This is a genomic window from Helcobacillus massiliensis (assembly GCF_014191425.1).
GTDB lineage: Bacteria > Actinomycetota > Actinomycetes > Actinomycetales > Dermabacteraceae > Helcobacillus > Helcobacillus massiliensis.
This window is the reverse complement of the sequence record NZ_JACHWP010000008.1, coordinates 16,922-37,176: the sequence shown is the minus strand read 5'-3', so window position 1 is coordinate 37,176 and position 20,255 is coordinate 16,922. Positions and strand designations below refer to the sequence as shown.

Below are 20,255 nucleotides of genomic sequence, written 5' to 3'. Positions count from 1 at the left end.
CTCACAGGTGCTTCACCCCTTCGCTCTTCGTGTAATAGGTGGCGTGGCGGTACTCCTTGCCCTTGGCGGATTCGAAGAACGCATCCCGACGGTCCGGGTCCGAGGCGGACACCTCCGCTGTGGGCACCACCCACACGGACACGCCCTCGTTGCGGCGCGTGTAGAGGTCGCGGCCGTTGCGCAGCGCCATCTGCGCATCGGGGGCGTGCAGCGACCCGGCGTGCACGTGCGAGAGGCCGCGCGAGGGGCGCACGAACACCTCCCACATCGGCCACTGGTGCCGGCCCGCGGGGGCGCCGCCGGTCGCGCTCTCGGACTGCTGGCCGACGGGTGCCTGCGCTGGTGTGTTCTCGCTGGTCATCGCTGCTCGCTTCCTGCTGGTGCGGTGTCGGTGTCGGCGCGGGCGGCGCGCTCCTGCATCTTCCGGGCGTACTCGGCAGCGGCCTCCCGCACCCATTCGCCGTTCTCGTGGGCGTCGATGCGGTGCTGCAGGCGCTGCTGATTGCACGGCCCGTGGCCTTTGATGACGCCGAAGAACTCGTCCCAGTCGAGCTCGCCGTAGTCGTAGTGGCCGCGCTCCTCATTCCACGCCAGGTCAGGGTCCGGCAGGGTGAGGCCGAGCGCTTCGGCCTGCGGCACGATCATGTCCACGAAGCGCTGGCGCAGCTCATCGTTGGAGAAGCGCTTGATCTTCCAGTCCATCGACTGCTGCGAGTTCGGCGACTGGTCATCGGGTGGGCCGAACATCTGCAGCGCTGGGCCGTAGAACCGGTTCACGGCGTCCTGCGCCATCTGCTTCTGCTTCGGGGTGCCGTGGCTGAGGGTGTAGAGGATCTCCCATCCCTGCCGCTGGTGGAACGATTCCTCCTTGCAGATGCGCACCATCGACCGGCCGTACGGGCCGTACGACGCGCGGCACAGCGGCACCTGGTTGCAGATCGCGGCGCCGTCCACCAGCCAGCCGATCGCGCCCATGTCCGCCCAGGACCTGGCCGGGTAGTTGAAGATCGAGGAGTACTTCGCGCGGCCGCTCATCAGCTGCTCGAACATCTCATCGCGTGGGGTGCCGAGGGTCTCCGCAGCGGAGTACAGATAGAGCCCGTGACCGGCTTCGTCCTGCACCTTCGCCATCAGGATCGCCTTGCGCTTCAACGAGGGCGCCCGCGTGATCCAGTTGCCCTCCGGCTGCATGCCGATGATCTCCGAGTGGGCGTGCTGGGACATCTGTCGCACGAGGGTGCGGCGGTAGTCCTCCGGCATCCAGTCGGTGGGTTCGATGCGCTGATCGGCGGCGATGAGCGCGTCGAACCGCTCCTGCAGCTGCTCGGCGGTGAGCTCGTCGGCGCTGCTGGCTGCGCGGGGGTCGTGGGTGGTGGTCATGGTGTCCTCCTGGGTGGGTCGGCATCGGCGCCGAATTCCTGACCTGTCGTTCAGTATTGGCGGATTCGCGGACGGGTGTCAACTGGGTCACAGGGAGGGTTCGCGCCGCGTCACAGGAAGGGTTCGTGCCGCGTCACAGGGGGTGATTGACGATGCGTGCACGGGGTCTGCATCTGCGCGCACGCGCCCCGAAACCGCCCCGTGTGACCGTGAGCACATGAAACAGTGCTCGTGCATTACCTGAACACTCATTCAGTAAATGGAAGGGGTCGCCCGGATGACGAACCCGTCGGACCCGCAGGCGCTCGCGGGCCACCACCCCATGCTGGAGAACGACTTCGCCTCCCAATGGATGGGGGTCGAGGTGGTGCGCGCCGACTACGGCGATGCGCTCGTGCGGATGCGCCTGCGCCGCGAGATGCTCAACGGCCACGGCACCGCGCACGGCGGCATGATCTTCGCCTTCGCCGACACCGCCTTCGCCATCGCCTGCAATGACGCCGCCGACCTCGACAGCGTCACCGTCGCCTCCGGCGTGGACATCAACTTCCTGCGCCCCGCCACCGACGGGCAGGTCCTCACCGCCCACGCCGTCGCCCAGCACGAGGGCCGCTCCGGCATCTACGACGTCACCGTCACCGCCCAGGACCCCGGGGCCGACGGGTCCGGCAGCGGCCCCAGCACCGTTGTGGCGCTGTTCCGGGGTCGCTCACGCACCGTCCCCCGACGCTGAGCCCTGACACTCCGGCCCCCGCTGGCCCTCCGACCGAATGATCCGATCCACCGCCCACCCGCAGCCGAAGCACCGACGGACACCGCCGGCCCTTCAACGATGAAAGGCACACCATGACCAACGTGCACACCGCCGCCGAACCCCTCGTCACCACCACCAACGACGGCCTCGACGAACGCGAAACCTGGAGCCGCGACAGGCTCGAGGAGTTCCAGCTGGAGAAGCTGAAGTGGAGCGTCCGCCACGCCTACGAGAACGCCCCGATGTACCGGGAGAAGTTCGATGACGCCGGCGTCCACCCGGACGACATCCGCGAGATGAGTGACCTCGCGAAGTTCCCCTTCACCACCAAGGAGGACCTCCGCCGCGCCTACCCGTTCGGCATGTTCGCCAAGCCGCTCAGCGAGATCCCCCGCATCCACGCCTCCTCCGGCACCACCGGCCGGCCGACGGTCGTCGGCTACACCCACAACGACCTCGACGCGTGGGCGACCGTGGTGGCGCGCTCCATGCGCCTGTCCGGTGTCCGCCCCGGCGATATGGTCCACAACGCCTACGGGTACGGCCTGTTCACCGGCGGACTCGGTGCCCACGCCGGTGCCGAGAAGCTCGGCTGCACCGTCATCCCCATGTCCGGCGGCCAGACCGACCGCCAGGTCCAGGTGATCCGCGACTTCAAGCCCCGCGTCATCTGCTGCACCCCCAGCTACCTGCTGACCGTGATGGATGCGATGCGGGACATGGGCCTCGACCCGGCCGATTCCTCCCTGGAGATCGCCATCCTCGGTGCGGAGCCGTGGACCGAGCCGATGCGCCAGGAGATCGAGAAGGGCCTCGGACTGAAGGCCACCGACATCTACGGCCTCTCCGAAGTGACCGGGCCCGGCGTGTCCGGTGAATCCGTCGACCACCAGCAGGGCTCCACCGTGTGGGAGGACTACTTCTACCCCGAGATCGTCGACCCCGATGACCTCTCCCGCACCATGCCCGACGGGGAGCAGGGCGAGCTGGTGTTCACCACCCTGCAGAAGGAAGCGCTGCCGATCATCCGGTACCGCACCAAGGACCTGTCCGTTCTGCTTCCGGGCGACGCCCGGCCTGCGTTCCGACGGATGCAGAAGATCACCGGCCGCACGGACGACATGATCATCCTGCGGGGCGTGAACCTGTTCCCCACCCAGATCGAGGAGATCGCGGTGGAGATCGAGCACCTCACCCCGCACTTCATCCTCGAGCTGCACCGCAAGGGCCGCATGGACTCCCTGACCGTGAAGATCGAGTCCGTGCCCGGCGTTCCCCAGGAGGACATCACGGGTGCGGCGCAGCTGCTGCGGCGCCTGATCAAGAACCGCATCGGCTCCACGGTGGATGTGGAGACGGTGGAGCCGGGCACGCTGCCGCGTTCGCAGGGCAAGTACAAGCGCGTATACGACTACCGCATGGACGAAGCGGACCTCACCCGCAGTTGATCTGCAGGGATCTGGAGGGTGCGCGGAGCGCGTTAGCGGAGGACTGGGCTCCGAGGTGAGTTGCTCCGCGCACCTGCGCTTCTTGCATCAGCGCAGATTTGTCACATCAATGCCTGCTTATGGATAATAGTGGCATGGTTGACTCACCCGTGCCACAGTTGCAGGACGCTGGGAACGCGCCGCGCGAGCAGGCGCAGCAGCTGCTCCCGGTGATGCGGGCTCTGGCGGACGAGAATCGACTCACGCTCCTGCTGACCCTCGCGGACGGACCTGCGTCCAACAAAGATCTGCAGGACTCCACCGGACTCAGCCAGGCGCTGGTCAGCCACCACATAGCAGCGCTGCGTGACGCCGGCATGATCACCGTCAGCGCCCAGGGGCGCTCCAACGTGTACTCGATCTGCTGCGAACAGCTCGCCACGCCCGTGCATTCGCTGGCGCACCTGGCATCCCTCATCCCTGAGGCGACTGAGGCGTGCTGTCTCACGCCGTCTGACCCCATCGGTACAGACATGCGCAGCAGCGCCGAACCGACTGCGTGAACTGCCGCCATCTCCGAAAGGCCCCTCGATGACGAATACTCCCAGCAGCCCCGCCAGCACCCCCACTCTCCTGTTCATCTGCACCCGCAACGGAGGCAAGTCCCAGATGGCAGCGGCCCTCGCGGCCAAGCACGGCGGTGACACCGTCGAGGTCCACTCCGCCGGCACGAACCCGGGCACCTCGATCAATGAGGAATCGGCCGCTGCGATCGCTGAAGTCGGCGCCGACATGTCCCAGGGGACCCCCACCGCCATCGACCCCGACCTGCTGTGCCGCGCCGACCGCGTCATCGTGCTCGGCAGTGAAGCACAGGTGGAGCCCGTGGACGGCATGCGTGCCGAGATCGACACCTGGATCACCGATGAGCCCAGCGCACGCGGCATCGAGGGGATGGAGCGGATGCGCCTGGTGCGCGATGACATCGACGGACGGGTCCGCGAGCTCCTCGACGGGCTGAAGAGCGAGAAGACAAGGACCGTCCGCTGATGACGCTTGTCGCCCTCGGGATCTTCGCCGCCACCCTCACCCTCGTCATCTGGCAGCCGAAGGGATTCCCCATCGGCTATTCCGCCCTCATCGGCGCGGTTCTTGCTCTCGCCACCACCGTCGTGGGTCTGTCGGACGTCCCCGAAGTCGTCGGGATCGTCTGGAACGCCACCCTCGCGTTCGTCGCGATCGTCCTCATCTCCCTGCTGCTGGACGAAGCCGGGTTCTTCGAATGGGCCGCGCTGCACGTGGCCCGCTGGGGCCGGGGCAGCGGGCGCCTGCTGTTCGTTCTGATCATCGCTCTCGGAGCCGTTGTAGCGGCGGTGTTCGCAAATGATGGCGCCGCGCTCATCCTCACACCGATCGTCATCGGCATTCTCCGCGCCCTGAGGATCGACGGGCGTGCTGCCCTCGGCTACGTCATGGCGACGGGGTTCATCGCCGACACCGGGTCACTGCCGCTGGTCGTCTCGAACCTCGTGAACATCGTCTCGGCCGATTTCTTCGGCATCTCCTTCGCTCGCTACGCCACCGTGATGGTGCCCATCGGCATAGTGTCCGTGCTCGCCTCGCTCGCGGTCCTGCTGCTTTACTTCGGTCGTTCCATCCCGAAGACGTACAGCGTCGAGGCGCTGCCGAACCCGTCGGCCGCCGTGAAGGACCCCCTGACCTTCAGAGCCGGCTGGGGTGTTCTCGCTCTGCTGCTCGTCGGCTACTTCGCCGCGGATCCCCTCGGCATCCCGCTGTCCGTGATCGCTGGGATCGGCACGCTGGTCCTTATTGCGGTGGCGTCGAAGAACAAGGTGGTGCCGGTGTGGGAGTCGATCAAAGGTGCGCCGTGGCAGATCGTGCTGTTCTCCATCGGCATGTACCTGGTGGTCTTCGGCCTGAAGAACCAGGGGCTCACCGACCAGCTCGCGCGTCTGTTCTCGTTCTTCGGCGACCATGGTGTGCTCGTCACCGCTCTCGGCGTGGGGATCGTGGTCGCGTTCCTCGCCTCGGCGATGAACAACATGCCCACGGTGCTGATCGCCGCGCTCGCCATCGCCGGTGCGGGCGCCACCGGGCTCACGCACGAAGCGATGGTGTACGCCAACGTGATCGGCTCGGACCTCGGTCCGAAGATCACCCCGATCGGATCGCTCGCCACGCTGCTGTGGCTGCACGTGCTGGACAAGAAGGGGATCCACATCGGCTGGGGCCGCTACTTCACCACCGGCATCGTGTTGACCCTGCCCGTCCTCGCCGTCACCCTCGCGGCGCTCGCGGGCTGGCTGATGATCGTCGGCTGACTCGGGACCCGGGGGCGGCCTGAGCTCAGGGCGCGAGGCGCGTCACGGTCCATTCGCTGCGGGCGGAGGGGCTGGCCGGGCTGGCGCCGTCGGTGTCAGGGCCGACGGGTTCGAACACGAGGCGGTCATGGAGGCGGTCGCCGCCGCCCTGCCAGAACTCGAAGCGGTGCGCCGTGACGGCGTACCCGCCCCAATGCGGCGGGCGGGGCACGGTGTCCTCGCCGTCGAAGCGGGCGGCGGCCTCCTCGTTGCGGCGGTTCAGCTCCTCGCGGTCGGTGATCGTCTGCGACTGTGGTGACGCCCAGGCGCCGATCTGGGCTCCGCGGGGCCGCACGTCGTGGTAGGCGTCGGATTCGGCGCCGGGCAGCTTCGCGGCGGTGCCTTCGATGCGGATCTGGCGCTGCAGTGGGAACCAGGTGAAGTTGATGGCGACGCGGTCGTTCTCCGCGATTTCGCGGCCCTTGGCGGACTCGTAGTTGGTGAAGAACAGGAACCGGCCGTCCTCGTGGCCCTTCAGCAGCACGGTGCGCGAGTGCGGCTGGCCGGTGGCGCGGTCCGCGGTGGCGACCACCATGGCGTTGGGTTCGGGCAGGTCGTCCTTCTCGTCGCGGCGGGTGATGGCGTCCTGCATCCAGCGGTCGAACAGGGCGTGCGGGTCGCGGCCGGCGTCCGCTTCGGTGAGGGTGCCTTCGTGGTAGTCGATGCGTTCGCGTCGGAGGTCGGGGGCGGATCCGGTCATGGTGGTGCTCCTTCGTCGCAGCGGCTGTTCACGGCCATTATCCCGCCGTTCCCGCTAGCCTGCACTCATGATGAGCGCAGCCGAGGAATGGAATGCCCGCTACAGCGAACGCGACGCCCTGTGGACCGGAAACGTCAACCCCACCCTGGGCGCGGCGGTCACCGCGATCGGCATGCAGCCGGGCCGCGCCCTCGACCTCGGCTGCGGGGAGGGCGGCGACGCCCTCTGGCTCGCCCGCGCCGGGTGGAGAGTCACCGGCGTGGACATCTCGACCGTCGCCGTGGACCGCGCCACCGCCCGCGCCGAGCAGGAGGGCCTGACGGCGGGAGCCGACGGGGCACACCCCGGTGGCAGCGCCCGCTTCCTCGCCCGCGACCTCGAGGCCTGGGAGGGTCCCGCAGGGGAAGGGACCGACGGGTTCGGGGTCGACGGGTTCCGGGCCGACGGCGGCCGCGCCGATGCCGGCGGCTACGGCCTGATCACCGCGAGCTTCTTCCAGTCCTTCGCCGGACTCGACCGTGAGAGCGTGCTGCGCCGCGCCGCGACGTGGCTGGCGCCGGGCGGTGCGCTGGTGATGCTGTCCCACGGCTCGCACCCGTCGTGGAAGGAGAGCGAGCACAAGGCGGGGCACGAGCATGCTGAGGGTGAGCCGCGGTCCTTCCACGAGATCCGCCCCGAACACGAACGCGCGCTCTTCGCGGATCTCATCGCTACCGGCGACTACAGCATCGAGCGCTCCGAGGTGGTGGTGCGGGAGGTGACCGGACCCGACGGTCAGACCGGCACCATCGACGACACCCTCACCGTGCTGCGCCGCCTGCGCTGACGCACGCACTGACCCGTCGCGGGCGGCTGTCCTACGCGTCCGCAGCGCGTGCGGGCTCCGAGCGCCGCGCGGCGTCCAGCTGCGTCAGCGTCGCGACGATCAGCGAGGCGCTCCACGCCAGCGGCGCTACTGCCGCGGGCGTGCCGTCGGACAGCACCTTCTCCGGGATCGCGCCCGCCGCGGTCCGGTGCTCTGCAAGCCACCGCAGCACGGTGCGGGACTCCTTCTCCATCCCGAGATGGGCGTAGGCCTGCGCGAACATCGCCGTCTGCGGGGTCCATGAGATGCCGTCCTTCTTCCACCCGGCGCCGGGCGCAACACCGCCGGCGGGCCGGCGCATCTTCTCGTACGCCGCGAGCGCCGCGTCGATCACCTGCGGGTTCGCGTCCGACACCGCGCGCGGCAGGTACGGCGGCAGCAGCATGAGCACGCCCGCGTCCACACCGCCGCCGAGGGCGTACCGCTGGTATCCGCGCCGACGGAACCGGGCGATCAGCGCCGCCGTCGTCCCATCACGACGCTGGGCCAGCATGCCCGCAGTCAGAGGCGCAGAGGAGGTCGTCGAGCCGCGGGTCAGCACCGGCACTGACCCTGCGCCGGCGAGGTCCTCATCGGTGAGGATGCCGGCGCTGACCAGGCGCGATGCGGCGTGCAGGCCCGCTGCGGCCATGGCGCCGGTGGCAAGGGTGAGGCGACGCTCGGCCACCTCCCAGTAGTCGGGGCTCGGGGGCGGCAGCAGGCTCCGTCGGCCCGTGGCGCGCATCAGCGCCGCAGCCGACCGCGCCAGCGCCGCTCGCAGCTCCCGCGGCGCATCCACCCGGCCGCGCGGCTTCTCGGCGGCGGGCCCGGCGAGCGCGGGCTCATCGGCGAGGAGGTCGGCGGCGGCCCACAGGAACCAGCCGCAGCCGTCGAGCTGCAGCGGCCGGGCATCGGGGGTGCGGTTCGTGCCGGGGATGTAGCGGGCTTCGAAGCGGCCGTCGGGCCGCTGCTGGGCCGCGAGGGTCTCCAGCAGGGCGAGCGCCCACGGCCACTGCCCCCGCCCGGTGAGCGCGGCGATGACGTGCGCGGTGTCGCGCGGCCACGTGTACCGCCAGGCCGGCGTCCACGCCGCCACCGGTGAGGGCAGCTCCCACGTGAGTGAGTGGATGTCGAGAAGGGCCTGGGTGTCGAGGTCGCGGGGGAGGGCCGACGGGGTCCGCAGCACCGGCAGCTGGGCCTGGGCGAGGAAGCCCTCCGTGGCGGTGACGAGGTCGTCGGCCCGCTCGGCGGTGTGCATGACTCGAGTGCCGGGGATGAGGTCGTCCATCTCGGTGCGGCGCAGGAGTCGGCGGGAGGTGCCGTCGAACACGACGGCTTCGGAGAGGAGGTCGGAGCGGGCCCACCGGGATTGGCGGGTCGCTCCGGCGAGGCCGAGCAGACCGAGCGCGGCGACGGCGCCGGTGCCGACGGAGCGCAGCAGCAGGCGGCGGTTCGGCATGGGCTCCTCCATGGGGCGGGTCTCCGGTCGGGTCGGGCTGATCGGTGGTGGGCTGGTTCATTGTCCAGGAAACAGCGGGCGGGTGCACTCGTCGGACCGCGGATTCGGCCGATCCGGTGGCGCGCTCGCGGTGCGTGCGCCACAATGGACCCCGGTACATAGAACCGTGAGTACCACATACCTGAGAAGGCAGGAGGCACAGGTGCCCACCCCCGTCATCGTCGCCGCCACGCGCACCCCCATCGGCCGCGCCCGCAAGGGCTCCCTGAAGGACCTGCGCCCGGACGACCTCGCCGCCCACATCATCACCGCGGCCCTCGAGACGATCCCCGCACTGGACCGCGCCGAGATCGACGACCTGCAGCTCGGCTGTGCCATCCCCGAAGGCCATCAGGGCGGCAACCTCGCCCGCACCGTCGCGATCCTCGCGGGTCTCGACCACGTCCCCGGCGCTACCGTCACACGCTTCTGCGCCTCCAGCCTCGAGGCCACCCGCAACGCCGCGAACGCCATTGCCGCAGGTCAGGCGGATGTTGTTATCGCCGCCGGCGTCGAATCCCTCTCCATCGGCGCCGGGGCCCGCATCATCGATGAGGACGTCCGCAACCCGATCTTCCGCGACGCGTGGGAGCGCACCGAGAAGCGCGCCCAGAGCGCCCCCGGCCAGATGCCGTGGCGGGACCCGCGCGAGAGCGGCGAGCTGCCCGATCCGTACATCGCGATGGGGCTGACCGCGGAGAACGTCGCCGAGCACTGCGGCATCTCCCGCGAGGACCAGGACGCGTGGGCGGTCATGTCGCAGAACCGCGCCGAACAGGCGCAGAAGTCCGGCTTCTTCGCCCGCGAGATCACCCCCGTCACCCTGTCCGACGGCACCGTCGTCGACACGGACGACAGCCCCCGCCACGGCGCCACCCTGGAGGCGACCGGCGCGCTCGAGCCCGTGTTCCGCCCCGGCGGCACCGTCACCGCCGGCAACGCCTGCCCCGTCAACGACGGCGCCGCCGCCCTCATCCTCGTGAGCGAGGAGAAGGCGCGCGAGCTCGGCCTGACACCGCTCGCGCGCATCGTCACCAGCGCCGTCACCGGCCTCAGTCCCGAGATCATGGGCCTGGGCCCCATCGACTCCACCCGCCGAGCCCTCGACCAGGCCGGCCTCACCATGGAGGACATCGACCTGGTGGAGCTCAACGAAGCGTTCGCCGCGCAGGTCGTCGCCTCCCAGCGCGAACTCGGCATCCCGGACGACAAGCTCAACGTCCACGGCGGCGCCATCGCCCTCGGCCACCCCTGGGGCATGACCGGCGCCCGCCTCATCACCACCCTCATCAACGGCCTCGAGGAGAGGGACGGCCGCTACGGCCTCGCCACTCTCTGCGTGGGCGGCGGCCAGGGCATGGCCGTCATCATCGAAAGGATCCGCTGACATGACCCCTGCCCCCGCCACCCCAGGCCCCGTCGGCCGCGACAGCGCCCCCGCCGGCCCAGCCGCCACCGCCCCTCCGACGGGTTCCGCTGGCCGCCCCCTCCCCGCGGCCGACGGGTACCCCCTCAGCCCCGTCACCGACTACTACGGCCTGTTCGCCGGCGTGCAGGGGGAGGACCTCGAAGCGTGGCAGGCCGCGCACGCCCTGACCGAGCCGATCCTCGCGCGCATCAACGAGGCGTGGGAGGCCGCCGAATACCCGATGGACCTGGTGCGGCTCCTCGCCGACTCCGACCTCCTCACCGACGGCCTCGATATCCCCGGCCACCGGCGGCTCTCCCCCCTGGGTGCGGGCCTCGTGACGATGGAGATGTCCCGCATCGACGGCTCCATGGGCACGGTCGTCGGCGTGCAGGCAGGGCTCTGCGCCCGCTCCATCGCCCTGCTCGGGTCCCAGGAGCAGAAGGACAAGTGGCTGCCCGCGCTCGCCTCCGCCGAGAAGCTCGGCGCATTCGCCCTCACCGAACCGGATCACGGCTCCGACTCCGTTGCGTTGGAAACAGTGGCGCGCCGCGAGGGCGATCACTGGGTCATCACCGGGGAGAAGAAGTGGATCGGCAACGGCGCGAACTGCGACGTCTCCGTGGTGTGGGCGCGCGTGGATGACGAGTCCGATCCGCAGCTGCACGGGCAGGTCTCCGGCTTCATCGTGGAGCAGCACCTCGACGGGTACAGCGCCGACCTCATCGAAGGGAAGCTGTCCCTGCGCGCCATCCACCAGGCGCACATCCGCATGGACGGTGTGCGAGTGCCGCTGGATGCGCGTCTGCCGGAGGCCCGCTCCTTCAAGGACACGGGCCGCGTGCTCGCAGCGACCCGCGCCGGTGTGGCCTGGGGCGCGCTCGGGCACGCCATCGCCTGCTTCGAGATCGCCGCGCAGTACGCGAAGGACCGCACCCAGTTCGGCAGGCCGCTCGCGAAGTCCCAGCATGTGCAGGTGCGGCTCGCGGACATGCTGCAGACCCTCGTGGGGGCGCAGCTGCACTGCTTCCGCGTGGCTCAGCTCGATGAGGCGGGCACGCTGACACCGGTGCAGGCGTCCATGGCGAAGGTGCACTGCACCCGCGCCGCCCGGTCCGTTGCTGCGGAGGCGCGCGACCTGCTCGGCGGGGTGGGGATCCTGCTGGAGAACCAGGTGATCCGGCACATGGCCGACATCGAAGCGCTCCACACCTATGAAGGCACCGACACGATCCAGTCGCTGCTCGTGGGCCGTGAGATCGCCGGAGTGAGCGCGTTCGCGTAGGCCAGCGTGCTCGCGTGGCCCAGGGCGTTCGCGTGGCTCCGGGAGGGGCTCCATGTGTCGTGCCCTTCACTGCGAACAGCCCTGACCTGAACCTTGACCAACTCAGTTGGTCAAGGAATCATGGTGGCATGACTGTGTACAACATTGCGGAAGCCAAAGCGCAGCTGTCAGCGCTCGTGGCCCGAGCGGAGGCCGGTGAGTCGGTTGTGATCGCACGAGCGCATCGACCCCGAGCCGTCCTTGTCCCGGTGGCGAGCGGCGACACGCGAAGCTTTGGTCAGCTTGAGGGGCTCATTTCCGTGAGCGACGATTTCGGCGCACCCATGGATGAGTCCGAGGCTGCTCTGTGGGAGTGACGTATCTTCTCGACACCCATGTGCTTCTCTGGCTGCTCGGTTCCCCGGGGCGTGTGAAGGCTGAGCTCCGCGAGGAGCTCCAGAAGGCGGAGAACCGGCTTGTGGTGTCCGCGGCCTCCGCGTTCGAGATCGCCCAAAGAACGCGAGTGGGAAAACTCGCCGGTGAACCGGTCCTGCAGTCGTGGAGTCAGCTCCTCCAGGAGGCTCGGATCCTCGAGATTCCTCTGACGGGCGAGGACATGATCCTCGCGGGAGCCCTTTCGTGGGATCACCGGGACCCCTTCGACCGCATGATCGTCTCCCATGCGATACGGCATCGAGCCCAGCTCGTGACGGCGGACCGGGTTGTCCTCTCGGCTGGTCTCGTGCGAACCGTCTTCGCGGAGGCCTGACGCGGTGGCGTATCCGCCAACGCGGACTCCGGCCCCACGTTGACTCCGCAGATGCGGTGTAGACTGCGGAGTTATGACGCAGATTCGGATATCCCGTGCAGCCGCTCTGCTCGGCGTCAGCGACGACACCGTGCGCCGCTGGATCGACCAGGGCCGCCTCAGCGCTGCCAAGGACAGCGCCGGGGTGAAGGTCGTGGACGGCGCTGACCTCGCACGCCTCGCCAGTGACACCGCGGAGTCCGCCGCCGCCAGCGCAGGCGCGCTCGACGACCGCGCCGGCACCCGATCGGCCCGCAACCGCTTCACCGGCCTCGTCGTGGCGCTGCGCCGCGGCGACGTGCTCAGCCAGGTGGAGCTGCAGGCCGGGCCGTTCCACGTCGTCTCCGTCATCACCACGGACGCTGTTGACCAGCTCGGCCTCGACGTCGGCTCCGTCGCCTCCGCCCTGGTGAAGTCCACCGATGTTCAGATCGAAAAGGCCCTCCTGTGACTCTCCGCCCCGCTCATCCCGCCCTCCCCATCCGCGCAGCTGCTGCCCTCGCCGCCACCGCCGCCCTCGCCCTCACCGCCTGCGGATCCGCCGGCGGGTCCAGCGCCGACGGCTCCGGTGCGTCCGACGGCGCCCAGCCCGTCACCGTGTTCGCCGCCGCATCCCTGACCGCCCCGTTCGAGGAGTTCGCCGACTCCACCGCCGTGCAGGAGTCCTTCTCGTTCGACGGCTCCTCCGGGCTCGTGGAGCAGATCAAGCAGGGCGCCCCCGCGGACGTCCTCGTCACCGCGGACGAGCGCACCATGCGCGCCGCCGAGAAGGCCGGCCTCCTCGATGGGGAACCGCAGCAGATCGCCACGAACGAGCTCGTGCTCGTCACCCCCGCGGACAACCCCGCCGGCATCACCGGCTTCGATGACTCCCTGAACGGCACCCGCCTCGTGGTGTGCGAGAAGTCCGTGCCGTGCGGAGCCGCCTCCCTGAAGGTCGCGGACACCGCCGGCCTCGACCTCAGGCCCGTGTCCGAGGAGACCTCCGTGACGAACGTGCTCGGCGCCGTCACCAGCGGCGAAGCCGACGCCGGCCTGGTGTACCGCACCGACGCCAAGAACGCCGGAGACACGGTGAAGACCTTCCCGATCCCCGCCGCGAGCGAGCACCCCAGCACCTATTGGGTCGCGGTGACGGCGGAGGCGAAGAACCCGTCGGCCGCCCGTGCGTTCATCTCGGACCTCACCGGTGAGAAGGGGCAGAACCTCCTGCGCTCCTACGGGTTCGGCGTCCAGTGACCCGGCCGCCGGCGTGGGCGTGGGCGCCGTTCGCCCTCGCCCTCGGCATCCTCGTGATCCCCCTGGCGGGTCTGCTCGCCACCGTGTCGTGGTCGCAGATCCCGGAACTGCTCGCCCGGCCCACCGCCCGTGACGCCCTCGGACTCAGCATCCGCACCTGCCTGGCCTCCACCGTCGTGGTGATGCTGCTCGGCATCCCCGCCGCGCACATCCTCGCCCGCTCCCGCGCCTGGTGGACGCCCTGGGCGCGCACCCTGGTGACCGTGCCGATGGTGCTGCCGCCCGTGGTGGCCGGTATGGCGCTGCTGGTGACCCTGGGCCGGCGCGGCCTCATCGGCGAGAAGCTCGACGCCTTCGGACTGCAGATCGGCTTCACCACCATCGCCGTTGTGATCGCGCAGGTGTTCGTGTCCCTGCCGTTCCTGATCGTGGCGCTGGAAGGGGCGATCCGCGCCTCGGACCGCCGGCTCGAGCGGGCCGCCGCCCTGCTCGGCGCCGGCCCCACCCGCACATTCCTCCGCGTCACGCTGCCGACCGTGCTGCCCGCCATCGCCTCCGGCACCGCCCTCGCATTCGCGCGGTCGCTCGGCGAATTCGGTGCCACCATCACGTTCGCGGGCTCCCTGCAGGGCGTGACGCGGACCGTGCCGCTGGAGATCTACCTGCTGCGCGAATCCGACTCCGAACTCTCCATGGCGCTCGCCGCGATCCTCCTCGGCGTCGCCGCGGTCGTGGTCGGCATCTCCATGCGGCTGCAGGTGAGGAGCAGCCATGACTGACTCCGTCGGCGCCGTGGATCCCGCCCGCCCCGACGGCGCCGCGGCCCCCGTCGGCCCCGCCGTCCACGTCCGCGCCCGCGTCCCCGACCGCGCCGTGGACCTCGACCTCACCTGGCCGCTCGGCACCACCCTCGCGCTGATCGGCCCGAACGGAGCCGGCAAGACCACCACGATCGATGTCCTCGCCGGAACCCTCACCGGCCACGGCTCTACTGTCACCCTCGGCGACCGCGATCTCACCGGCCTGCCGGCCCACCGCCGGCGCCTCGGCTGCCTCGAACAGCGCGCCCTGCTCTTCCCCCACATGAGCGTGCTGGCGAACGTGGAGTTCGGCATGCGGGCCCACGGTGTGCGCCGGCCGCGCGCCCGGGCCCGCGAGGAGCTGGAGGCCGTCGGCTGCGGTGACTTCGCCGGCCGCCGCCCGCACCAGGTCTCCGGCGGCCAGGCGCAGCGCATCGCCCTGGCCCGTGCGCTGGCCACCGACCCCGACCTCGTCCTGCTCGACGAGCCCCTCGCCGCGCTCGACGCCGCCCTCGCCCCGGCGATGCGCCGCCTGCTGCGGGCCCGCCTCGCCGGCACCACAGCGCTGCTCGTCACCCACGATGTGCTGGACGTGCTCGCGCTCGCGGACCGCGTGGCCGTCATCGAAGGCGGCCGTCTGGTCGCGGAGGGGCCGACGGATGCCGTACTGGCGTCGGCGCAGACGCCGTTCGTGGAGGACTTCGTCGGCACCGATCGGGCAGACGACGCGGAGGATTCCGTGACGCTCAGCCGCTCCCGCTTCGAGGAGCTCCTGCGGGCAGCGGGGGAGCGCGGCGAGGGCCAGCAGGGGAGCGCGTCGCCGAGGGGCAGCGGCGAGCGCGGCGCGGGGGAGGGCGGCACGGGGTAGCGGCGGTCCAGCCTCATGCGCCACACTGGTACCTGCAACCGGGAGTACCGGATACCTGTGAGCGCCGAGGAGGACGCCGACAATGACGAACTACACCGAACAGGTCACCGCCTTCGACTACGAGGTCCGCGACCACGCGACGCTCGGCCCCGTCGGCGTGATCACCGCCCGCGCCGGCGGCCCCAAACCCGCCACGCTCGGCCGGCAGTCGGTGGACAACCTCGTCGAAGCCGTCGCCCAGGCCGTCGCCGCCGCCGGAAACGGCGACATCCGCGCCATCGCCCTCACCGGCGAGGACCGCATCTTCCTCGCCGGTGCTGACCTCGCCATGTTCGCCGCCGGCACCGACCCCGAGGTCATCCGCGACATGACGCGGAAGATGCACGGGCTGCAGGTGCTCCTGCGCACCGTGGACGTCCCCGTCCTCGCCCACATCAACGGCGCCGCTCTCGGCGGCGGCCTCGAAACCGCCCTGATGGCCTCGATCCGCACAGCCGGCCCCCAGGTGAAGGGCATCGGACTGCCCGAAACCAGCCTCGGCATCCTCCCCGGCTGGGGCGGCACCACCCTTCTGCCCGCCCTCATCGACCCCGAGGACGCCCTCACGATCATCGTGGACGAGCCCGCGAAGGACCGCACGATGGACGCACAGACCGCCCTGGAGCGCGGCGTGGTCCTCGCCCTCGTCGATGACCTCGACGCCGCTCTCGACTACGTCGCCGAGAACCCTGGTGTGTCCGGCGCCGTCGGCCCGGACAGCCGCAGCAGCGCCGCAGACTCCGCCGACGGCGCCGACCGCGCCGCAGATGCCGGCGACAGCGCCGCCGCGGCCGGTGCCGCCGCCGACCGCGCCGAACCACTCCCCGCCGCCGACTCGGACCGCGCGAAGGCCCTGGTGGAGGCGCTGAAGAAGCGGGAGAGGCTCGCCCGCGTCCGCGACGCGCAGGGCGCGCCCGCCACCCTGCGCGTGCTCACCCTCGTCACCCAGCTGCTCGACTCCACCCTCGAGGACGCCCTCGCCCGCGAAGCCGACGCGATCGTGGAGCTCGCGCAGACCCCCGCAGCCGAAGGCGCCCTCCATGCCGCTGAACTGCTCCGCCGCGGCAAGCCGTCCCGCACCCCGATCGAGGGCGCGAAGGACATCACGAAGGTGGGCGTGGCCGGCGCAGGCCTGATGGCCTCCCAGATCGCCGCGCAGCTCGCCCGCGGCCTGCGCGTCCCCGTCATCATGCGCGATCTCGACGACGCCATCGCCGCGAAGGGCCTCGCGAACGCCCAGCGCATCCTCACCGACGCCGGCGATGCGGACGCCGCCGAGCTCCTCTCCGCCACCACGGATCTCGAGGACCTGCGCGGCGCCGACCTCGTCCTCGAAGCCGTCCCCGAAGTCATGGGCATCAAGCAGTCCGTCTTCGCGGAACTCGAGGACGTCCTGGAGGCCGATGCCCTGCTCGTCACCAACACCTCGAGCCTCTCCGTCACCGAGATGTCCTCGAAGCTCGACCACCCCGAGCGCGTGGTGGGCCTGCACTTCTTCAACCCCGTTGCGAAGATGCCGCTCGTGGAGGTCATCCACACCGACGCCACCGACGAGACCACCCTCGCCACCGGCCGCGAAGTGGTCCGACGGATGCGGAAGTTCGCCGTGGACTCCGCCGACGCCCCCGGATTCATCGTCAACCGCCTCCTGTTCCGCATGCTCGGCACGGTGCTGTCCGCGATCGACGCCGGTGCCTCCGCCCAGAAGGTCGATGAGTCCCTCGACGCCCTCGGCCTGCCGATGCGTCCCCTCACCCTGCTGGACATGGTGGGCCTCGCCGTGGCCGACCACGTTGGCCAGGTGATGGTGGACAAGGAGGGCCCCGAACGGTTCCACGCCTCGCGCGGCCTGCACGCCATGGCGGAGGCGGGGGAGCGGTTCACGGAGGAGGGCCACCGCCCGCCCGCACCCGTGCGCGCCGAGGTGGACGAGGTCTTCGCCCGCGCCAATGAGGGCGAGCCGGACCAGCCGCGGCCGAAGACCGGTGACCGGCTCCTCGAGGAGGTCGAGAAGGGCCTCGCGGACGAGATCACCCGCATGGTCGACGAGGGCGTGGTGCAGCGGATCGAGGACATCGACCTCGCGCTCATCCTCGGCGCTGGCTTCCCGCGGCACCGCGGCGGCATCAGCACCTACCTGCGGCAGCGCGGCCTCCTCTGACGCGGCTGGGTCGGTGTGCCCACCCACTCACGTCACCGCGCGCATCGGTGGGCGCATAGCGGCGCACCAGCTCCATAGACGGAACGGTGTGCCGCTATGCGCCAATGCTCGCGGTCGCCGGCACCCGTCGGCCGGGAGGTACGAGCGCCGGCGGCGGGGCGCGGCGGGGCACCGCGGGGCGCGGTGGCCGGGCGGCGTGGGCCGACGGGGCCCCGGGGGTTACTCGTAGCTGAAGACGTCGAACGCTGCGCGCAGATCGGCGAGGGTGGGCAGGCCAGCCGGTGCTGCCGGCGCCGCCGAGCCCGCGGGTGCTGCCGGCGCCGACGGGCCCTGTGCGGCGTCGGCGAGGAGCATCTGCAGCAGCAGGCGCGCCTTGTGGGCGCTCAGAGCCCCCGCCATGACGGCACCGGCATCCATCAGATCGACCTCGCTGCCGGGGTAGGCGTAGTGGTAGGTGGAGGTGCCGCCCTCTGGGATGCGCGTGGACACCACCACGGGCACGCCGGCGCTGATCAGCGACCGGATCGGGTCCATGTGGCCGGCGGGGACGTGCCCCATCCCGGCGGCGTTGATGACGACCCCGGCCACCGGCCGCGCGGGCCCCGCCAGCGGTTGCGCCGCCCCTGCCATCGGCTGCGCGGACCCTGCCCCGGGGCCGTCGTCGGCGCCCGTGGGACCGGCGCCGACGCTCGCCGCGATCAGGTCGAGCATCGTCGTGTCGTCACCGAGGCCCGTTCCGATGATCGGCACACTCGGCAGCACCTCCGGCAGATCCCGCGCCGCCGTGCCGGCGAGCAGGCGCAGCGGGGCATCCGTCGGCCGGTACACCAGCCGCACATCGTCCGCATGCACCACGCCGATGGGCCCGGAGGGGACCGAGTCGAAGGCGGTGACGCTGCGGGAACTGGTCTTGGTGACGCGGTCGCCGAGGTGCAGGTGGGAGTCGAACACGGCGAGGACCCCAAGGCCGCGCGCCGACTCTGCGGTGGCGGTCAGGACCGCGTCACGGAGGTTGGCGGGCCCGTCGGCACCGGCGGCGTTCGCCGGCCGCATCGCACCGGTGATCACCAGGGGCTCCTCGCGCGTCCACAGGCGGGACAGGAGGAACGCGGTCTCCTCGAGGGTGTCGGTTCCGTGGGTGAGGACGACCCCGTCGGCCCCCGCCTCGACGGCCTCATCGGCGGCGATGAGGGCGGCGCGCACGTGCTCGAACCGCAGCGACGGCGAGCCCACGTTCGCGACCTGCACGCGGGTGACCTCCACGCCCGGCACCGGGGAGTCGGCGGCGGGGGAGCCGGCGGGGCCGACGGGTGCGGGCGTGCCGGGGGCGGCGTGCTCGCCGGGCGCTGCCTGCTCCATGGCGATGGTGCCGCCGAGGGCGATGATCGTGACGCGGCGCTGCGCTGTCATGCGCGCTTCTCCTTCCGTGTCAGCTGCACGACGACTTCGGCGTGCGGCGTGTGGGGGAACATGTCGACGACTCGGCCGCGCACAAGGCGCAGCGACGGCATCGCGGCGAGATCGCGGGCGAGGCTCGCCGGGCTGCAGGACGAATAGATGACGTGGGGGATCGGCGCGGACTCCAGGTAGGCGGTGAGGTCGGGGCCGAGCCCGCGGCGCGGCGGGTTCACCACCGCGAGGTCGGGGAGGGCCGACGGGTCCTGCTCGCGCGCCCACGCCGTCGCGTCCGCGACATGGAAGCCGGTGCTGTCGGTGAGGCCGAGGGCCTCGGCGGTGGCGCGGGCGGAGTCGATCGCGTCGGCGGAGATCTCCACGCCGGTGACGACGGCGCCGCGCTGCGCCAGATGGAGGGCGAACCCGCCGACGCCGCAGTACAGGTCCCACGCCCGCAGGCCCGCCCCTCCGCTCGGGCCGCTGTTCTCGTCGACGAGCTCGGCGGCCCAGTCGCCGACCTGGCGGTACAGCTGCGCGGCAACGTCCGTGTTCGTCTGCGTGAACGACTGCGGCAGCACCCGCAGCGGCACATCCCCCACCGGCATCGTGATGGCGCGCTGCTCGGTCAGTGGGATCTCCTCGTCGCCTTCGAGGCGGGCCACATGCTCCGGGTGGATGTTCGCGCTGACCACCACGGCGCGCGGATCGAGCTTGTCGAGGTGCTCGCGCAGCCGGCCGAGAGCGGAATCGCTGCGCAGGACGAAGCGGACGAGCGCCTGATCCTCCGCGGCGGTGACGAGAACGAACTTCACCTCGCCGCGCCGGCGCGCCACCGAGTAGGGCGGGATCTGGGCGCGGCGGATCACCTCGCGGGCGGAGGCGAGGACGTCGTGGATGATCGGCGGGTACAGCGGGCAGTCCGCGAGGTCCACGGGAGCGGCTGCGCCGGCGGGCGCGGGAGCGGCGGAGACCGAGGGGGCGGGGGAGTGGCCGACGGGCTCCTCAGCCCCCGGCAGAGTCAGGATCGGGTCCGCGGCGGTGCCGGCGACCACCATCTTCGCCTTCGTCCGGAAACCGGCCGGCGCCGAGGCGATCGGCGGCAGCCAGCACCCGTCGGTCCCCGCGCCGAACGGCTCCAGCAGGCCCCTGACCTGGGAGTCCCTGTCCTGCAGCTGCGCGGGGTACGGCTGGGGGAGGAGGGTGCAGGAGCGGCATTCACCGCGGTCGAAGTGGGCGCAGAGCGTCATGGCGGATCAGCGGCGGCGCGGCGCCGGGCCGGGGAGGGGGCG

21 protein-coding genes are annotated in these 20,255 nt (G+C 71.1%); 15 read left to right on the top strand and 6 right to left on the bottom strand.

What is annotated here, in order from left to right:
- Position 1 precedes the first annotated feature (1 nt).
- Positions 2–268 carry a 1,2-phenylacetyl-CoA epoxidase subunit PaaB gene (gene paaB / locus FHX50_RS09580; RefSeq protein ID WP_239376425.1) on the bottom strand — a complete coding sequence of 89 codons (267 nt, stop codon included), beginning with the start codon at positions 266–268 and terminating at the stop codon, positions 2–4.
- Between the two features lie 89 nt (positions 269–357).
- Positions 358–1,380 carry a 1,2-phenylacetyl-CoA epoxidase subunit PaaA gene (paaA, locus tag FHX50_RS09575; RefSeq protein WP_183376989.1) on the bottom strand — a complete coding sequence of 341 codons (1,023 nt, stop codon included), beginning with the start codon at positions 1,378–1,380 and terminating at the stop codon, positions 358–360.
- Between the two features lie 277 nt (positions 1,381–1,657).
- Here paaA and FHX50_RS09570 point away from each other — a divergent pair, with 277 nt between their 5' ends.
- The 5 genes from FHX50_RS09570 (at position 1,658) to FHX50_RS09550 (ending at position 5,903) form a co-directional block, all read left to right on the top strand.
- On the top strand, positions 1,658–2,113 hold the full coding sequence (locus tag FHX50_RS09570) for a hotdog fold thioesterase (protein WP_183376988.1): 456 nt from the start codon (positions 1,658–1,660) through the stop codon (positions 2,111–2,113).
- Positions 2,114–2,226: 113 nt separating this feature from the next.
- Positions 2,227–3,582, top strand: coding sequence for a phenylacetate--CoA ligase PaaK (gene paaK, locus FHX50_RS09565; protein ID WP_183376987.1), 1,356 nt, complete (start codon positions 2,227–2,229; stop codon positions 3,580–3,582).
- 134 nt (positions 3,583–3,716) lie between these two features.
- Positions 3,717–4,124 (top strand): ArsR/SmtB family transcription factor, encoded by a 408-nt coding sequence (locus tag FHX50_RS09560; protein WP_183376986.1) that lies wholly within the window; start codon positions 3,717–3,719, stop codon positions 4,122–4,124.
- A gap of 28 nt (positions 4,125–4,152) precedes the next feature.
- Positions 4,153–4,611, top strand: coding sequence for an arsenate-mycothiol transferase ArsC (locus FHX50_RS09555; protein WP_183376985.1), 459 nt, complete (start codon positions 4,153–4,155; stop codon positions 4,609–4,611).
- Positions 4,611–5,903: an arsenic transporter gene (locus tag FHX50_RS09550; protein ID WP_183376984.1), complete on the top strand. Its 1,293-nt coding sequence runs from the start codon at positions 4,611–4,613 to the stop codon at positions 5,901–5,903. Before FHX50_RS09555 ends, FHX50_RS09550 begins: the two co-directional genes overlap by 1 nt.
- A gap of 25 nt (positions 5,904–5,928) precedes the next feature.
- Here FHX50_RS09550 and pdxH read toward each other — a convergent pair whose 3' ends face one another.
- Positions 5,929–6,642: a pyridoxamine 5'-phosphate oxidase gene (gene pdxH, locus FHX50_RS09545; protein ID WP_183376983.1), complete on the bottom strand. Its 714-nt coding sequence runs from the start codon at positions 6,640–6,642 to the stop codon at positions 5,929–5,931.
- Positions 6,643–6,709: 67 nt separating this feature from the next.
- Here pdxH and FHX50_RS09540 point away from each other — a divergent pair, with 67 nt between their 5' ends.
- Positions 6,710–7,468 (top strand): class I SAM-dependent methyltransferase, encoded by a 759-nt coding sequence (locus FHX50_RS09540; RefSeq protein ID WP_183376982.1) that lies wholly within the window; start codon positions 6,710–6,712, stop codon positions 7,466–7,468.
- A 31-nt stretch (positions 7,469–7,499) separates the two neighbouring features.
- On the opposite strand, the gene FHX50_RS09535 is transcribed toward FHX50_RS09540, so the two are convergent.
- On the bottom strand, positions 7,500–8,945 hold the full coding sequence (locus FHX50_RS09535; protein WP_183376981.1) for a hypothetical protein: 1,446 nt from the start codon (positions 8,943–8,945) through the stop codon (positions 7,500–7,502).
- A gap of 202 nt (positions 8,946–9,147) precedes the next feature.
- Between FHX50_RS09535 and FHX50_RS09530 the strand changes: the two genes are divergently transcribed.
- From FHX50_RS09530 to FHX50_RS09490, 9 genes are all read left to right on the top strand, one after another.
- Entirely contained in the window at positions 9,148–10,371 is a 1,224-nt protein-coding gene (locus FHX50_RS09530; RefSeq protein ID WP_183376980.1) for an acetyl-CoA C-acetyltransferase, read from the top strand.
- A gap of 1 nt (position 10,372) precedes the next feature.
- Positions 10,373–11,677, top strand: a complete 1,305-nt coding sequence (locus tag FHX50_RS09525) for an acyl-CoA dehydrogenase family protein (RefSeq protein ID WP_183376979.1) — start codon at positions 10,373–10,375, stop codon at positions 11,675–11,677.
- A gap of 128 nt (positions 11,678–11,805) precedes the next feature.
- Positions 11,806–12,033, top strand: a complete 228-nt coding sequence (locus FHX50_RS09520; RefSeq protein WP_183376978.1) for a type II toxin-antitoxin system Phd/YefM family antitoxin — start codon at positions 11,806–11,808, stop codon at positions 12,031–12,033.
- Entirely contained in the window at positions 12,030–12,425 is a 396-nt protein-coding gene (locus FHX50_RS09515; protein ID WP_183376977.1) for a PIN domain-containing protein, read from the top strand. The genes FHX50_RS09520 and FHX50_RS09515 overlap by 4 nt, the downstream gene beginning before the upstream one ends.
- A 73-nt stretch (positions 12,426–12,498) precedes the next feature.
- Positions 12,499–12,915: a TOBE domain-containing protein gene (locus tag FHX50_RS09510; RefSeq protein ID WP_183376976.1), complete on the top strand. Its 417-nt coding sequence runs from the start codon at positions 12,499–12,501 to the stop codon at positions 12,913–12,915.
- Complete coding sequence (modA, locus tag FHX50_RS09505) at positions 12,912–13,703, top strand: molybdate ABC transporter substrate-binding protein (RefSeq protein WP_183376975.1); 792 nt, start codon at positions 12,912–12,914, stop codon at positions 13,701–13,703. The genes FHX50_RS09510 and modA overlap by 4 nt, the downstream gene beginning before the upstream one ends.
- Positions 13,700–14,482: an ABC transporter permease gene (locus FHX50_RS09500; RefSeq protein WP_183376974.1), complete on the top strand. Its 783-nt coding sequence runs from the start codon at positions 13,700–13,702 to the stop codon at positions 14,480–14,482. The genes modA and FHX50_RS09500 overlap by 4 nt, the downstream gene beginning before the upstream one ends.
- Entirely contained in the window at positions 14,475–15,371 is an 897-nt protein-coding gene (locus FHX50_RS09495) for an ABC transporter ATP-binding protein (RefSeq protein ID WP_183376971.1), read from the top strand. Before FHX50_RS09500 ends, FHX50_RS09495 begins: the two co-directional genes overlap by 8 nt.
- Positions 15,372–15,453: 82 nt before the next feature.
- Complete coding sequence (locus tag FHX50_RS09490) at positions 15,454–17,571, top strand: 3-hydroxyacyl-CoA dehydrogenase NAD-binding domain-containing protein (protein ID WP_183376964.1); 2,118 nt, start codon at positions 15,454–15,456, stop codon at positions 17,569–17,571.
- 219 nt (positions 17,572–17,790) lie between these two features.
- On the opposite strand, the gene FHX50_RS09485 is transcribed toward FHX50_RS09490, so the two are convergent.
- Both FHX50_RS09485 and FHX50_RS09480 read right to left on the bottom strand, forming a co-directional pair.
- Complete coding sequence (locus FHX50_RS09485) at positions 17,791–18,981, bottom strand: asparaginase (protein ID WP_183376962.1); 1,191 nt, start codon at positions 18,979–18,981, stop codon at positions 17,791–17,793.
- Positions 18,978–20,213, bottom strand: coding sequence for a methyltransferase domain-containing protein (locus tag FHX50_RS09480; RefSeq protein ID WP_183376960.1), 1,236 nt, complete (start codon positions 20,211–20,213; stop codon positions 18,978–18,980). Before FHX50_RS09480 ends, FHX50_RS09485 begins: the two co-directional genes overlap by 4 nt.
- Positions 20,214–20,255: the final 42 nt, after the last annotated feature.

What these genes read in the sequence shown, in the direction of transcription:
- paaK (WP_183376987.1), top strand. Translation starts at nt 2,227, where the DNA reads ATGACCAACGTGCACACCGCCGCCGAACCCCTCGTCACCACCACCAAC.
- FHX50_RS09560 (WP_183376986.1), top strand. Translation starts at nt 3,717, where the DNA reads ATGGTTGACTCACCCGTGCCACAGTTGCAGGACGCTGGGAACGCGCCG.
- FHX50_RS09525 (WP_183376979.1), top strand. Translation starts at nt 10,373, where the DNA reads ATGACCCCTGCCCCCGCCACCCCAGGCCCCGTCGGCCGCGACAGCGCC.
- FHX50_RS09540 (WP_183376982.1), top strand. Translation starts at nt 6,710, where the DNA reads ATGATGAGCGCAGCCGAGGAATGGAATGCCCGCTACAGCGAACGCGAC.
- pdxH (WP_183376983.1), bottom strand. Translation starts at nt 6,642, where the DNA reads ATGACCGGATCCGCCCCCGACCTCCGACGCGAACGCATCGACTACCAC.
- FHX50_RS09570 (WP_183376988.1), top strand. Translation starts at nt 1,658, where the DNA reads ATGACGAACCCGTCGGACCCGCAGGCGCTCGCGGGCCACCACCCCATG.
- FHX50_RS09550 (WP_183376984.1), top strand. Translation starts at nt 4,611, where the DNA reads ATGACGCTTGTCGCCCTCGGGATCTTCGCCGCCACCCTCACCCTCGTC.
- FHX50_RS09490 (WP_183376964.1), top strand. Translation starts at nt 15,454, where the DNA reads ATGACGAACTACACCGAACAGGTCACCGCCTTCGACTACGAGGTCCGC.
- FHX50_RS09510 (WP_183376976.1), top strand. Translation starts at nt 12,499, where the DNA reads ATGACGCAGATTCGGATATCCCGTGCAGCCGCTCTGCTCGGCGTCAGC.
- FHX50_RS09555 (WP_183376985.1), top strand. Translation starts at nt 4,153, where the DNA reads ATGACGAATACTCCCAGCAGCCCCGCCAGCACCCCCACTCTCCTGTTC.
- paaB (WP_239376425.1), bottom strand. Translation starts at nt 268, where the DNA reads ATGTGGGAGGTGTTCGTGCGCCCCTCGCGCGGCCTCTCGCACGTGCAC.
- FHX50_RS09480 (WP_183376960.1), bottom strand. Translation starts at nt 20,213, where the DNA reads ATGACGCTCTGCGCCCACTTCGACCGCGGTGAATGCCGCTCCTGCACC.
- FHX50_RS09535 (WP_183376981.1), bottom strand. Translation starts at nt 8,945, where the DNA reads ATGCCGAACCGCCGCCTGCTGCTGCGCTCCGTCGGCACCGGCGCCGTC.
- FHX50_RS09495 (WP_183376971.1), top strand. Translation starts at nt 14,475, where the DNA reads ATGACTGACTCCGTCGGCGCCGTGGATCCCGCCCGCCCCGACGGCGCC.
- FHX50_RS09485 (WP_183376962.1), bottom strand. Translation starts at nt 18,981, where the DNA reads ATGACAGCGCAGCGCCGCGTCACGATCATCGCCCTCGGCGGCACCATC.
- paaA (WP_183376989.1), bottom strand. Translation starts at nt 1,380, where the DNA reads ATGACCACCACCCACGACCCCCGCGCAGCCAGCAGCGCCGACGAGCTC.
- FHX50_RS09520 (WP_183376978.1), top strand. Translation starts at nt 11,806, where the DNA reads ATGACTGTGTACAACATTGCGGAAGCCAAAGCGCAGCTGTCAGCGCTC.